The sequence below is a fragment of the Promicromonospora soli genome, from assembly GCF_014653785.1.
Taxonomy (GTDB): domain Bacteria; phylum Actinomycetota; class Actinomycetes; order Actinomycetales; family Cellulomonadaceae; genus Promicromonospora; species Promicromonospora soli.
In genome coordinates, this window is the sequence record NZ_BNAS01000012.1 from 28,878 (window position 1) to 43,063 (window position 14,186).

Consider the following 14,186-nt stretch of genomic DNA (forward strand, 5'->3'; position numbering starts at 1 on the left):
TATCTTACTCCGACCGCCGATGGTTGTGTCACGTTACCGAAGGAGCACTGACGATGAGGTTAGCCAGCACCGTCGACGCCCGCCTGCACGCTGTCGTGGAGGACCGTCTCGTCGACCTGACCGATGCGCTGGGGGTGGCCGGCGCCGGAGCGGGCGGTCCGCTGCTCGCGTTCCTCGAGCGCGGCGGCACTCTCGCCGAGCTCGCCGCCCTGGACCTGGACAAGCTGCCGAGCCGCCCGCTCGACGGCGCCCGGCTCGCCGCGCCGATCGCCCGGCCGGGCAAGGTGGTCGGCGCTCCGGTCAACTACCTCGACCACAAGGCCGAGATGGGGGAGCAGAAGACGATCGCCGAGTACGGCGTGTTCCTGAAGGCGAACTCTTCGGTGATCGGCCCGTCAGATGCGATCCGGCTGCCGTACACCGACGTGCGGACCGACCAGGAGGGCGAGCTCGCCGTCGTCATCGGACGGACCGCAAGCCGCGTGGACGCCGCCGACGCCCTCGACCACGTGCTCGGCTACGCCCCGACCCTGGACATCACCGTGCGGTCCACCGAGGACCGCTCGACCCGCAAGTCGTTCGACACGTTCACGCCGTTCGGCCCCTGGATCACCACCGCCGACGAGGTCGGCGACCCCGGCGACCTGGAGCTGCGCTGCTGGGTGGGCGGGGAGCTGCGCCAGCAGGTGCGGACCAAGGAGCTGATCTTCGACGTCGCCGAGCTCGTCGCCTACACCAGCCACGTCATGACCCTGCACCCCGGCGACGTCATCGCGACGGGCACCCCCGCGGGGGTCGGGCCCATCTCTGCGGGCCAGCGCGTGGTGGTCGAGATCGACAAGCTCGGCAGGCTCGACGTCCCGGTGACGTCCGACGGCGCGATCCCCTACGGCCGCCGCCCGGGTGCACGATGACCGCCACCAGGGCCGGCGAGGCCGCCCTCGACACGTCCGCGCTCTCCGCGCACCCGCTGGACGCCCTGCTGCGGCCGCGCAGCATCGCCGTGGTCGGCGCGTCGGCCAGCCCCGACAAGGCCGGGCACGCCATGATGCAGGCGCTCGACGGCTTCGCCGGGGACCTCTTCCCGGTCAACCCCCGGGGCGGCACCATCCTGGGCCGCACGGCAGTGACCGGCCTGGGCGAGCTCCCCGGCCCGGTCGACCTTGCCGTCCTGGTCGTCCCGCCGCAGGCCGTCCCCGGTGCGATCGAACAGGCCGCGGAGGCCGGGGTGCGGGCCGCCGTCGTGTGCGCGGGCGGCTTCGCCGAGAGCGGCCCCGCGGGCCACGAGCTGCAGCAGCGGACCATCGAGGCGGCCCGGCAGGGCGGCGTCCGGCTGCTCGGCCCCAACACGTCCGGCTTCATGAACCCGGTCGACGGCGTGTTCGCGAACTTCATGCCCGCGGCCGCCGCGCTGCGGCCCGGCACGGTGGGGGTCGTCGCCCAGTCCGGCGGCATCAACCTCGCGATCGCGTTCCTCCTGGAGCGCGCCGGCATCGGCCTCCGCCTCGGCGTGGGGCTGGGCAACGCGGTCGACGTCGGCTTCGCCGACATGCTGGAGTTCTTCGCGGGCGACGACACGACCACCGCCGTCGGCCTGCACGTCGAGGGCGTCGCCGACGGCGACGCCCTGGTCGCCGCCCTGCGCCGCGTCACCGCCCGCAAGCCCGTCGTCGCGTTCAAGGTCGGGCGCTCCGACGTCGGCGACTTCGCGAAGTCGCACACGGGGTCGCTCACCGGCTCCTACGCCCTGACCCGCGCCGCGCTCGCCCAGGCGGGAGCGGTCGTCGTCGACGGCCTCGACGAGATGGTCGCCGCCCTCCAGGCGCTGCGGTCCGTCCGGCTGCCCGCTGCGCCCCGGTCCGCGACCGGCGTCGCCGTGCTCACCGGTCAGGCCGGGCCCGGCCTCGTCGTCGCCGACGCGCTCGGCGCCCGGGGCGTGCGCGTCCCCGAGCTGGCCCCCGCGACCCTCGACCGGCTCGGCGAACTCCTGCCGCCGCTGACCTACCAGCGCAACCCGGTGGACACCGGGCGGCCCTCGGACACGTTCCCCGACGTGCTGCGCCTCGTCGCCGCCGAGCCCGGGATCGACGCGGTCGGGGTCTACGCGCTCGACGAGCCCGGAGTCCTGGACCCGGTGACCGCCGTCGCAGGCGCCGCCGGGCGGGTGCTCTACGCGACCGGCGGACCCGCCGACGCCGTCGAGCGGCACCGGGTGCGCCTGGCGGAGATCGGCGTCCCGCTGTACTCCGGGCCGGGCGACCTCGCGATCGGGCTCGCCGCACTGGTCAGCGACGCCGCCGCCCGTGCCGTACCCGACGCGCCGCCCGTCACCGCCACGCGGACCCTCGGGCGCGACCTGGACGAGGACGAGGCCAAGTCGCTCTTCGAGGCCCAGGGACTGCGCACCATGGGCCGGCGGGCGGTCGCAGACCGGGCCGCGGCCCACGACGTCCTGGACGAGCTCGGTGGCCCGGACAACCCCGTGGTCGTCAAGGTCCTCGACGCGGCGGTGCTGCACAAGTCCGACGTCGGCGGTGTCCACGTCGGGGTCCGCAGCCACGCGGAGCTGGACGCGGCCCTCGACGCCATCGACAAGATCGATGGCACCTCCGGGCGGCGTTACCTCGTCGAGGAGCAGGCGCCGGGTGGCACCGAGCTCATCGTCGGCGGCGTCCGCGACGCCGTCTTCGGGCCGGTCGTCCTGCTCGGCCTCGGCGGCGTCGGCGTCGAGCTGGGCGGGTCCGGAGCCGAACCCGTCCTGCGCCTCGCGCCCCTCTCCGCCGAGCGTGCTGCCGAGATGGTCGACGCGCTGCCGGCGGCGGTGCTCGACGGCTTCCGCGGGGCGCCCCCGGTGGACCGCGGGGCGCTCGCAGCGACCCTGATCGCCGTGAGCGACGTGCTCACGGCGCACCGTGACATCACCGAGATCGATCTCAACCCGGTACGGGTCACCTCCCGTGGACCGGTAGTTCTCGACGCCGTCGTCGTCCGGACCCCAGAAGAGGAGAACCATGTCCAGCACAACGCCTGAGGGCTTCGGAGTGCGGGAGCGCGAGACGCTCGTTGTCGGCGCGGGGCCGGTCGGCCTGACCGCGGCCCTGGCGCTGCGGTCCTTCGGCCGGCCGGTGACCGTCCTGGAGGCGGGGCCCGACGGCCGGCAGCGGCCGGGCAGCCGCGCGATCTTCACGCACAGCCAGACGCTGCAGATCCTCGACCGGATCAGCCCAGGGCTCGGCGCCGAGCTGTACGGGCACGGCGTCTACTGGAACACGCAGCGCACCTACTTCGAGGGCAAGGAGGTCTACGCCAAGACCTACCCTGACCCCGCGCCGGGGACGTACCCGCACTTCACGAGCCTGCCGCAGGTCGAGACCGAGCGATACCTCTACGAGCGGGCAGTCGCCGCCGGGGTCGAGTTCGCCTGGGAGCAGGAGGTCTCCGAGGTCGTCGCGACCGACGACGCCGTGCGGCTCACGACCCTGGGCGGCGACCGCTGGCAGGCGAAGTACGTGATCGCAGCCGACGGCTCGCGCTCCGCCGTTCGCAAGCAGATCGGCACCCGGATGGAGGGCGGGCGCGACGACGGCTGGTACATCGTCGTCGACGTCGACGAGATCGAGCAGCCGACGCTGCCCCAGGAGCGGCACTTCCACTACGCCCACCCCGCGGTCCAGGGCCGCAACGTCCTGATCGTGCCGTTCGCCGGCGGCTACCGGGTCGACCTGCAGCTCATCGACGGCGACGACGCAGACAAGTTCGCGTCGCCGGACTGCGTGCGCACCTGGCTCGACGCGGTGCTCCCGCGCGGGTACGCGGAGCAGACGTCGTGGGTCTCGACCTACCAGTTCCTCCAGCTCGTCGGGCACGACTTCGCCGACCCGGCCCGCCGGGTGCTGCTCGTCGGGGAGGCGGCCCACCTGTTCGCGCCGTTCGGCGCACGGGGCCTCAACTCGGGCGTGCCCGACGCCGAGGCGGCCGCGTCCGCCGTCGTCCTGGCGCTCGCCGCGAGCAGCCGCGAGTCCGCGCGGACGGCGGTGGAGTCGTTCGCGCTCGCCCGCCGGTCCGCCGCGCTGTTCAACCGGGACGCGGCGGGGGAGGCGCTGGCCCACCTGCGCCCCTCGCTCGAGAAGGCCGACGAGGTCCGGGCCGCCGCCGAGCTCGCCCCGCAGAACGAGGCCGCGTCCGCCTGGCTCGAGAAGGCACCCTACGGTCCCCGTGGAGTGCACACCGCGCAGAGCGTCTACCGATACTAAGGAAGGTGGCGAAGATGTCTGTACTCAGCAACGTGCACGTGGCCTCAACAGTGGCGCTCGGCATGCAGCGGCTGTCCGCGGTCGGCGTCAAGCTGGCCGCGCGCGGCAAGCCGACGCCGTTCCCCGAGTGCCGCGCGGAGATTTCCGAGGTCGTCGTCCCCACCTCGGTCGGGCCCGCCCGGGCCGTCGTCTACCGGCCCGTCGACCAGTCCGCCGGCGAGTCCGCCGGGGGAGCCCCGAGCCTGCCCGTGCACGTCAACTTCCACGGCGGCGGGTACGTCATGCGCGACGTCCAGCTCGACGACCCCCTGTGCCGGTACCTCGCCGCCGAGGCGGGGGTGGTCGTCGTCAACGTCGACTACGTCGTCGCGCCGCAGCACCGGTTCCCCGCTGCGCCGCACCAGGCCTACGAGGTCGTGCGGTGGGTCACCGAGCACGGCGACGCCAACGGCTGGGACGGGACCCGGCTCACGGTGGGCGGCCAGAGCGCCGGCGGCGCGCTCGCGGCGGCCGTCGCCCGCCAGGCCCTGGAGCAGGGCGATCCGCGCATCGCGCTCCAGGTGCTCCACTACCCGCCGCTCGACCTGGTCACCCATGCCCGGGACAAGGTGGCGGCGGGCACCAACCCGCTGATCAAGCCGTGGATGGGCGACGTGTTCGACAACGCCTACATCCCGGACCCCGCGATGCGCGCGGACCGGCTCGCCTCCCCGGCCAACGCCGCAGACGACGCCGACCTGACCGGCATCGCGCCCGCGGTGGTCCTGACCTGCGAGCTGGACACGCTCCGCGGCGACGGCGAGGCATACGCGCGGCGGCTCCAGGCCGTGGGCGCCCTGGTCGCCCACGTCGACCTCCCGGGGGTGGACCACGCCTACGACATGAACGACCTCGACACCGCCCGGCGCACGTACGCCTTCATCGCCGAGCGGCTCCGGGAGGTGGCGCAGCAGTCGGCCCCCACGGCCCAGGACCCGGGCCTCGCCTGAACGTCTCGCGACGATGCTCCCCAGCGGTGCCCCAGCGAAGTTTCTCAACGAAGTTTCTCAATGATGAGAGGACAGTCATGACCATCACCGACAACCCCCCTGCTGTCACCGACAGCATCCAGTTCCCGCCCGGGCAGCTGTTCATCGGCGGCGAGTGGAAGGAGGCGGCCGACGGCGCACGCCGCGACGTGATCAGCCCGGCCACGGGCCGCGTGATCTCGTCCGTGGCCTGGGCGTCGGACGCCGACGTCGACACGGCCGTCGCCGCCGCCCGCGAGTCGTTCGACTCCGGCGTCTGGTCGCGCCTCAGCGGCCGTGAGCGGTCGCGCGTGCTGCTGAAGGCCGTCGAGATCCTTCGCGAGCGCCGCGAGGAGCTCGCCCAGCTCGAGAGCCACGACGCCGGCAAGCCGATCACGTTCGCGCGGATCGTCGACGTCGAGCACGCCATCCTGCAGTTCGAGTACGCGGCGAGCCTCGGCCAGCACCTGGACGGCTCGGTCCGGGAGATCCCGGCCAACGCCCATGCGTACATCCGCAAGGAGCCGATCGGCGTCGTCGCCGCGATCACGCCCTTCAACTTCCCGCTGATCCTCTCGTCCACCAAGATCGCTCCCGCGCTCGTCGCCGGGAACTCGGTGGTGCACAAGCCCGCCAGCGACACGCCTCTCAGCGCCCTGTTCATGGCCCAGGTGCTCAAGGACGCCGGCGTCCCGGACGGCGTCTTCAACGTCATCACGGGCTCGGGCGCGAGCCTGGGCGACCACCTCGTCGGCCACCCGCAGGTCGACAAGGTGGCGTTCACCGGTTCGACGGAGGTGGGCGCGCACGCCGCGGCGCTCGCCTCGCGCACCCTCAAGCCGTTCACCGCGGAGCTCGGCGGAAACGCGGCCAACATCCTGTTCGCCGACGCCGACCTCGACAAGGCGATCGGCACCGTGATCGGCGCCTTCGTCTTCAACGCCGGCCAGTTCTGCATGGCCGGACCGCGCCTGCTCGTCGAGCGGCCGATCTACGACACCGTGCTGGGCATCCTGAGCCAGGCGGTCCCGGGTGTGCCCTTCGGCGACATCACGGACGACGCCACCGTCGTCGGGCCGCTCGCCAGCCAGAACCAGCTCGACAAGGTCACGGCCATGGTCGAGTCCGCTCGCCGGGACGGCGCGCAGGTGGTGTGCGGCGGCGAGCAGGTCGACATGGGCGGCGGGTTCTACTACCGGCCCACGGTCCTGGCCGGCCTGTCGTCGGACGCCGAGTGTGTCCGCGAGGAGGTGTTCGGGCCGGTCCTGACCGTCCAGCCCTTCGACACCGAGGAGGAGGCCATCGCGATGGCCAACGAGACGGCGTACGGCCTCGCCTCCGGCATCCAGAGCTCGAACATCGCGCGCATCCACCGTGTGGCCAAGCGGCTCGACGCCGGGATCTGCTGGGTCAACGGCTGGGCCGTGCTCGACCCGTCCGTGCCGTTCGGCGGGGTCAAGGCGTCGGGGTGGGGCCGCGAGTACGGTCCCGAGGCGCTGGCCTCCTACCAGCGCACCAAGTCCATCGTCATCGACCTCGGAGAGGACCCGGCATGAGCGCCAAGACCAGGGCAGCGGTCCTGACCGCCCCCCAGACGCCGTTCACCGTGCAGGACGTCGAGCTCGCCGACCTGCGCGAGCACGAGGTCCTCGTACGGATGGTCGCCACCGGCGTGTGCCACACCGACCTCGGCGTGTGGGCCGGCGGCATCCCGTTCCCGCTGCCCGGCGTCATCGGCCACGAGGGCGCCGGAGTGGTGGAGCAGGTGGGCTCGGCGGTCACGACGATCGCCCCGGGCGACCAGGTGGTGCTGAGCTACACGTCGTGCGGTGACTGCCCGGCGTGCCTGGACGGCCATCCGGCCTACTGCGCCACCTGGCTGCCGCGGAACCTGTTCGCCGGGGCGCGCGAGGACGGTACGCCGACGCTCACGGTCGACGGCGCACCCATCGGCGGGCACTTCTTCGCCCAGTCCTCGTTCGCCCAGCACGCGGTCGCCGAGGAGCGCAACGTAGTCGTCGTGGGCGCTGACGCCGACCTGACAAGCCTCGCCCCGCTCGGGTGCGGCGTGATGACGGGCTTCGGATCGGTGTGGAACGCGCTGGACGTGCAGGCACACGCCCGGGTCGCGGTGTTCGGGGCGGGAGCCGTGGGCCTGTCGGGTGTGGTGGCCGCCGCGCTGCGCGAGCCGGACCTGCTCATCGCCGTCGACGTCGTGCCGGAACGGCTGGAGCTCGCCCTCGAGCTCGGGGCAACGCACGCCATCAACGGCAAGGAGGAGGACGTCGTCGCCCGCATCGCGGAGCTCACCGGCGGCGCGGGCCTGACCCACGCCTTCGACACCACGGGAGTGCCCGCCGTCGGGCGGTCTGCCATCGACGCCCTCGGCGCACGGGGCCACCTCGTCACCTGCGGCGCCCCGCCGCCCGGGACGGAGATCCCCGTGGACTTCCAGGGCATCCTCCCCGGGAAGTCGGTCAGCGGCGTGACCATGGGCGACGCCGACCCGAAGGTGCTCATCCCGCAGCTCGTCGACCTCGTGGCTGCCGGCCGGCTCCCGCTCGGGCGGCTCATCAAGCAGTACAAGCTGTCGGAGCTCGACGCGGCCTTCGCCGACATGCACCAGGGCACGACCGTCAAGCCGGTCATCGTCCACTGATCCGCCCGGCGGCGCCGTGCCTCAGTGCGCGGCGCCGCCCGGGGCCGGGATCTCGCCCGACCCCCGGACGATGAGGCGCGTGGGCACGACGACCTGGCGTGCCGGGCTGGTGTCGCCGTCGAGGTGCGCGAAGAGGCGCTCAGCGGCGAGCCGGCCGATGCGGTCGGGGTCCTGCGCGACCGCCGTGATGGCGGGCTTCATCAGGTCGCCGGTCTCGACGTCGTCGAAGCCGACCAGCGCAACCTTGTGCTCGAGGCCGAGCTGCTGCAGGGCCCGGATCGTGCCGATGGTGATGAGGTTCTGGCTCGAGAAGATGGCAGTCGGCGGGTCGGGGAGCGTGAGCAGCCGACGGGCGACGGCGGTGGCTGTCGCGTCGTCGTGCAGGCCGAGCACGACCAGCGCCGGGTCGACGTCGATCCCGGCTGCCGCGAGCTCGGTGACGTAGCCCTCCCGCCTCAGCCGCGCCGTCTCGATCCTGTCGAGGTCGCCGAGGAAGGCGATCCGCCGGTGCCCGAACGACAGCAGATGGCGCACCGCGTCGCGGGCACCGTCGACGTTCGCCGTCACCACGCAGTCCGTCTCGATGCCGCGCGGCGCGCGGTCGACGCACACCAGCGGCGTCCCGCGGTCGACGTGCACGCGCAGGTACGACTGGTCGTCGCGGACCGGCGTGACGATGAACCCGTCGACCCTGCGCCTGGCGAGCGCGGTCACCGCCCTCAGCTCGGCGGCCGGGTCGTCCTCCAGGCTCGCCGCGAGGACCGCGTACCCGTACTCGATGGCGACCCGCTCGATCGCACGGTGCACCTGCGCGGCGAACGGGTTGGCGACGCTGGACACGAGCAGGCCGAGGGTGCGGGAGCGGCCGTCGGCGCGGCGCAGGTTGCCGGCGTGGAGGTCCGGCTCGTAGAGCAGGTCAGCCGCGGCGCGGCGGACGCGCTCGGTCGTTCCGGGGGACACGTTGGGCTCCCCGTTGATGACCCGAGAGACCGTCTTGATGCCGACCCCGGCGAGCCGCGCCACGTCGCGCATGGTCGGCCGTCGCTGGCGGACCGACGGCGACGAGTCGTCTGACACCGATGTCACGAAACTGTCACTCCTTGCATCCATTGGGTTGACCCTACCCCGCAATTCCGGTAGACAGGCTCCTGACAACGTTGTCGGGCGCAAGCCCTCACGGAGGAGTTCGACGGTGAACCTTATGACCAGCAACCGAGCCGCGCTGCGGCGTGGCGTGGCAGTGACCGGCGCAATCGCACTCGGGGCGCTCAGCCTCACCGCGTGCGGCGGCGGCGGCAGTGGCGACAGCGGCGGTGACAACGGTGTCGGCGTCTCGCTGATCGTCAAGACGACCACCAACCCGTTCTTCGTCGCCATGCAGGACGGCGCCGAGGCTGCCGCCTCGGAGCACGGGGTCAGCCTCACGATGGCCGCCGGCAAGGCCGACGGCGACGAGGAGACGCAGATCCAGGCGATCGAGAACGCCGTCGCCCGCGGCGACGCCGGCATCCTCATCACGCCGAACGGCCCGTCCGTCGTGGATGCCATCGAGCGGGCGCGCGATGCGGGCCTGTACGTCATCGCCCTCGACACGCCGCCCGACCCGGCCGACGCGGTGGACATCACGTTCGCCACCGACAACCGGCAGGCCGGCACGCTGATCGGCGAGTGGACCGCCGCGCAGCTCGACGGCGAGCAGGCCACCATCGCGATGCTCGACCTCTTCGACGACAAGGTCGTCTCGGTCGACTACGACCGTGACCAGGGCTTCCTGGAGGGCATGGGCATCGACGTCGCCGACCCGGCGGTCAACGGCGACGAGGCCGCCACCGGCTCCTACAGCGGCGGCGAGTACGAGATCGTCGGCAACGAGGCGAGCCAGGGTTCCGAGGACGCCGGGCGGACCGCGATGGAGAACCTGCTCACCAAGAACCCGGACATCAACGTCGTCTACACGATCAACGAGCCCGCCGCGTACGGGGCCTTCCAGGCGCTCGAGGCGGCCGGCAAGTCCGCCGACGACGTGCTGATCGTCTCGGTCGACGGCGGGTGCGCGGGCGTCGACAACGTGCAGAGCGGCACCATCGACGCGACGAGCCAGCAGTACCCGGTCAAGATGGCCGAGCTGGGCGTCGAGGCGATCGCCGAGCTGGTGGAGACGGGCACCGCTCCCGAGACCACCGAGGGCCTCGACTTCTTCAACACCGGGGTCGCGCTCGTGACGGACTCTGCCGCCGACGGCGTCGAGTCCATCGACTCGGCCGCCGCGTCCGAGATCTGCTGGGGCTGACGGATGAGCACCTCAACGCTGCCCGCGTCGGCGTCGGCCCACGACCCGGCCGCCGAGTTCCTCGACCGCCGCACCCCGCTCGAACGCGCGCGCGGCGTCCTGCACCGGTACCCCGCGCTGAGCCCGGCGATCGTCCTGGTCATCTCCGTGGTCGTCTTCGGGTTCCTCAACGACCGGTTCTGGGCGCCGGGGAACCTGTCCCTGATCACGCAGCAGGTGGCGGTGGTCGGCACTCTCGCCGTCGCCCAGACGCTGGTGATCCTTACCGCTGGCATCGACCTGTCGGTCGGGGCGACGATGGTCCTCGCCTCGATGGTCATGGCCCAGGTCACGACGACGGCCGGGGCCTCGCCGGTGGTCGCGCTGCTGCTCGGGCTGGTCGTGGGGCTCGCAGCGGGCGGGCTGAACGGCCTGCTGGTGACCAGGCTCAAGCTGCCTCCGTTCATCGCCACGCTCGGCACGCTCAACGTCTACCTGGCGATCACGCTGCTGTACTCGCACGGCGCCACCGTCCGCGGGGGCGACATGCCGGCGGCGATGACGTGGACGGGAACCACCTTCCCGGTGCTCGGCGTGCGGGTCTCCACGGGTGTGGTGCTCATGCTCGCGGCCTACGTGCTGGTGGCGTTCGTGCTCTCCCGTACCGCCTGGGGCACGCACGTCTACGCGGTAGGTGACGACCGGGACGCCGCACGGCTGTCCGGCATCAGCGTCAACCGGGTCCTGCTGAGCGTGTACCTGGCCGCGGGCGCGATCCTCGCGCTCGCCGCCTGGCTCCAGATCGGGCGCGCCAACGCGGCGAGCCCCAACGTCGGCGTGGACATGAACCTCGACTCGATCACCGCTGTCGTCATCGGCGGCACGAGCCTGTTCGGCGGCCGCGGCACCGTCTGGGGCACCCTGCTCGGCGCGCTGATCGTCGGCGTGTTCCGCAACGGTCTGTCGCTCGCCGGCCTCGACGTGCTGTACCAGACCCTCGCCGTGGGCGTCCTCGTGATCGTCGCGGTCTCGCTCGACCAGTGGATCAGGAAGGTGCGCAAGTGACCACCATCGACGCCACCACAGCGCCCGGCCGCCCCGGCGGCACCGACACGACGCCCGTGCTCCAGGCCCGCGGGCTCGTCAAGACCTACGGCCGGGTCGTCGGGCTCGACGGCGTGGACCTCGAGCTGCACCGCGGCGAGGTGCTCGCGATCATCGGCGACAACGGCGCCGGGAAGTCGACGCTCATCAAGTGCCTGACGGGCGCCGAGATCCCCGACCAGGGGGAGATCCTCCTCGACGGCAAGCCCGTGCACTTCAAGCGTCCCCAGGACGCGCGCACGGCCGGGATCGAGACCGTCTACCAGACGCTGGCCGTCGCCCCGTCGCTCGACGTCGCGGCGAACCTGTTCCTCGGCCGGGAGGTGCGTCGCAAGGGCCCGCTCGGCTCCGTGCTGCGCATCACCGACCGGGCCGGGATGCGCGAACGGGCCCGCCAGGAGCTTCGCGAGCTCGGCATCTCGACGCTGCAGGACGTGACGGTGCCGGTCGAGAACCTGTCCGGCGGCCAGCGCCAGGCGGTGGCCGTGGCGCGGGCCGCGGCGTTCGGCTCCAAGGTGGTGGTCCTCGACGAGCCGACGGCGGCGCTGGGTGTCCGCGAGTCGGGTCAGGTGCTCGAGCTCGTGCGGACCCTGCGGGACAGGGGCGTGCCGGTCATCATCATCAGCCACAACATGCCCCACGTCTTCGACATCGCCGACCGGATCCACGTCCAGCGGCTGGGCAGGCGCGCGGCGACGATCACGCCGAAGTCGCACACCATGACGGAGGCCGTGGCGATCATGACCGGCGCCGCGGAGGCCTGACGTGCAGGCTGGCGACGGGCATGCCGGCGACGCACATGCGGGCGAGGGCCGCCGGGTCCTCGTCGTCGGCGAGGCGCTCACCGACGTCGTCACGACGGCGGACGGGAGGCACCGGGAGCATCCCGGCGGGAGCCCGGCGAACGTCGCGGTGACGCTGGGCCGGATCGGCCACCGGCCGATGTTCGCGACGTCGATCGGCAGGGACGACCGCGGCCGCCGGATCCAGGAGTGGCTCGCCGAGTCCGACGTCGAGCTCACGCCCGGCAGCGCGGGCAGCGGCGCGACGTCGGTGGCGGCCTCCCGGCTGGGCCCGGACGGTGCGGCCGACTACGAGTTCGCGCTCGGCTGGGCGCCCCGCCTGCCCCGGGCGGGCGCGGCGAGCGTCGTCCACGTGGGGAGCATCTCGACCCTGCTCGAGCCAGGCGCGGGCGACGTGCTGCGGCTCGTCGAGGAGGCCCGGGCGACGGCTACCGTCACGTACGACCCGAACCTGCGGCCGTCGATCTGCCCGGACCGGGCGGCGGTCCGGCGCCGGGTGGAGCGCCTGGTCCAGCTGGCCGACGTCGTGAAGGTGTCGGACGAGGACCTGGCCTGGCTGTATCCCGGGGAGGGTTTTGGGGCGGTGCTCGGCCGCTGGTCGGGCGCCGGTCCGGCCGTCGTCGTCGGCACGCGAGGTGCCCAGGGTGCCGTGCTCCTCGCGGACGGCGTGGAGCTCGACGTGCCGGGGCGGACCGTGACGGTAGTGGACACCATCGGTGCGGGGGACGCGTTCATGGGCGGGCTGATCCACGGCCTGCTGGCCGCGGGCCTCGACGGCGCGGACCGGCGCACCCTCCTGAGAACCGTGCCGCCGTCGACGCTGGAGGAGATCCTGAACTTCGCCGCCGACATCGCGGCGGCGACGGTGGAACGCCCCGGGGCCAACCCCCCGTGGCTCTCGCGGGACGCGGCGGAGTGACGGGGGGTCGCGCCGGGAGGGCAGGATGGGGGACATGAGCGAACCCGATGTCACCACGATCATCGCCGAGGTCGAGGCCCAGGAGGCCGAGCTCGTGCTGGCCACGTTCACGCACGAGCAGGCGTGGCGCCTGGGCGCCCGGCTCGTCGAGCTGGCGACCGAGCGCGAGCTGCCCGTGACCGTCGACATCCGCAAGGGGACCCAGCAGGTGTTCCACGCGGCCCGGCCCAGCACGACGCCCGACAACGACTCGTGGATCAAGCGCAAGGTGCGGGTGGTCTACCGGTTCGGGGCGTCGTCGTACCTGGTGGGCCTGCGTGCCCGGGCGAAGGGGACCGACTTCAACGCCGACCAGGGCCTGCTGTTCCAGGAGTACGCGGCGCACGGCGGTGCCTTCCCGGTGCGGGTCGCCGGCGTGGGCATCGTCGGCGTCGTCACCGTGTCCGGTCTGGCGCAGCAGGACGACCACGCCCTCGTGGTCGAGGCGCTGCGCGAGCTGGCCGGGTCCCGGCCCGCGGCCTGAGGTCAGGACGTCGACCACCGCTGGTTGTCCCCGGCGTGGCAGCTGAACATGATCGCGGGTGTCCCGTTCTCGGTGCCCCCGCCCGAGACGTCGAGGCACAGTCCGGTGGCGACGTTGCGCACGGTGCCGTCGGCCTGCGGGCTCCACTGCTGGTTCCCGGCGCCGTGGCACGTCCAGATGGTCGCGGGACCGCCGGGCTGTCCGCCGCCCGGGTCGTCCAGGCACATGGTCCCCAGGGTGCGCAGCTCCCCTGAGGCCGACGCGGTCCACTGCTGGCCCGCGGCCCCGGTGCAGTCGTAGATCTGCAGGGCGGTGCCGTCCGCGGCGGCCCCGCCGGGCACGTCGAGGCATCGGCCGGACGCGACGGCCCGCAGCGCGACGATCGTCGGCGCAGCGGGCGGAGGGCTCGGCGTGGGCGACGGTTCCGGGCTCGCGGGGGCGCTCACCTGGCTCGGCTCGGGTGTGCTCGCGGTCTCGGCCGCGCTTGGCCCGGGCCCGCCCTGCGGGTCGGACAGGTCGCGCGTCAGCACCCACACGGTGCCGACCACGGCGGAGAGCGACAGCACGACGGCGAGCACCCATGCGACTGTGCCGAGGGGCGAGCGCCGACGCGGCGTGACTTGGTCGTACACCCTTGTGCTTCCCTTCG

The 14,186-nt window shown here is 73.0% G+C and carries 13 protein-coding genes; 11 read left to right on the plus strand and 2 right to left on the minus strand.

The window, feature by feature from the left end; all coding sequences use genetic code 11:
* Nucleotides 1–53: 53 nt before the first annotated feature.
* The 6 genes from IE250_RS24025 to IE250_RS24050 all read left to right on the plus strand — a co-directional run bounded on the left by IE250_RS24025 (nt 54) and on the right by IE250_RS24050 (nt 7,919).
* Nucleotides 54–914 (plus strand): fumarylacetoacetate hydrolase family protein, encoded by an 861-nt coding sequence (locus IE250_RS24025; protein WP_189671849.1) that lies wholly within the window; start codon nt 54–56, stop codon nt 912–914.
* Entirely contained in the window at nt 911–3,031 is a 2,121-nt protein-coding gene (locus IE250_RS24030; RefSeq protein ID WP_189671850.1) for an acetate--CoA ligase family protein, read from the plus strand. Before IE250_RS24025 ends, IE250_RS24030 begins: the two co-directional genes overlap by 4 nt.
* Nucleotides 3,012–4,253 (plus strand): FAD-dependent monooxygenase, encoded by a 1,242-nt coding sequence (locus IE250_RS24035; RefSeq protein WP_189671851.1) that lies wholly within the window; start codon nt 3,012–3,014, stop codon nt 4,251–4,253. Before IE250_RS24030 ends, IE250_RS24035 begins: the two co-directional genes overlap by 20 nt.
* Before the next feature lie 14 nt (nt 4,254–4,267).
* Entirely contained in the window at nt 4,268–5,242 is a 975-nt protein-coding gene (locus tag IE250_RS24040; RefSeq protein WP_189671852.1) for an alpha/beta hydrolase fold domain-containing protein, read from the plus strand.
* A gap of 77 nt (nt 5,243–5,319) precedes the next feature.
* On the plus strand, nt 5,320–6,816 hold the full coding sequence (locus IE250_RS24045; RefSeq protein WP_189671853.1) for an aldehyde dehydrogenase family protein: 1,497 nt from the start codon (nt 5,320–5,322) through the stop codon (nt 6,814–6,816).
* Nucleotides 6,813–7,919, plus strand: coding sequence for an NAD(P)-dependent alcohol dehydrogenase (locus IE250_RS24050; protein ID WP_189671854.1), 1,107 nt, complete (start codon nt 6,813–6,815; stop codon nt 7,917–7,919). Before IE250_RS24045 ends, IE250_RS24050 begins: the two co-directional genes overlap by 4 nt.
* Nucleotides 7,920–7,940: 21 nt before the next feature.
* Here IE250_RS24050 and IE250_RS24055 read toward each other — a convergent pair whose 3' ends face one another.
* Nucleotides 7,941–9,005 (minus strand): LacI family DNA-binding transcriptional regulator, encoded by a 1,065-nt coding sequence (locus tag IE250_RS24055; protein ID WP_229872736.1) that lies wholly within the window; start codon nt 9,003–9,005, stop codon nt 7,941–7,943.
* Between the two features lie 115 nt (nt 9,006–9,120).
* Here IE250_RS24055 and IE250_RS24060 point away from each other — a divergent pair, with 115 nt between their 5' ends.
* From IE250_RS24060 to IE250_RS24080, 5 genes are read left to right on the plus strand one after another with little or no spacing between them, the layout of a single operon-like run.
* Nucleotides 9,121–10,209, plus strand: a complete 1,089-nt coding sequence (locus IE250_RS24060; protein WP_189671855.1) for a substrate-binding domain-containing protein — start codon at nt 9,121–9,123, stop codon at nt 10,207–10,209.
* Nucleotides 10,210–10,212: 3 nt separating this feature from the next.
* Nucleotides 10,213–11,253, plus strand: a complete 1,041-nt coding sequence (locus tag IE250_RS24065) for an ABC transporter permease (protein ID WP_189671856.1) — start codon at nt 10,213–10,215, stop codon at nt 11,251–11,253.
* On the plus strand, nt 11,250–12,056 hold the full coding sequence (locus IE250_RS24070) for an ATP-binding cassette domain-containing protein (protein ID WP_373301738.1): 807 nt from the start codon (nt 11,250–11,252) through the stop codon (nt 12,054–12,056). The genes IE250_RS24065 and IE250_RS24070 overlap by 4 nt, the downstream gene beginning before the upstream one ends.
* A gap of 1 nt (nt 12,057) precedes the next feature.
* Nucleotides 12,058–13,014, plus strand: coding sequence for a carbohydrate kinase family protein (locus tag IE250_RS24075; RefSeq protein WP_189671857.1), 957 nt, complete (start codon nt 12,058–12,060; stop codon nt 13,012–13,014).
* Between the two features lie 34 nt (nt 13,015–13,048).
* Nucleotides 13,049–13,537, plus strand: a complete 489-nt coding sequence (locus IE250_RS24080) for a heme-degrading domain-containing protein (RefSeq protein WP_189671858.1) — start codon at nt 13,049–13,051, stop codon at nt 13,535–13,537.
* Between the two features lie 2 nt (nt 13,538–13,539).
* On the opposite strand, the gene IE250_RS24085 is transcribed toward IE250_RS24080, so the two are convergent.
* Complete coding sequence (locus IE250_RS24085; protein WP_189671859.1) at nt 13,540–14,169, minus strand: RICIN domain-containing protein; 630 nt, start codon at nt 14,167–14,169, stop codon at nt 13,540–13,542.
* Nucleotides 14,170–14,186 lie beyond the last annotated feature (17 nt).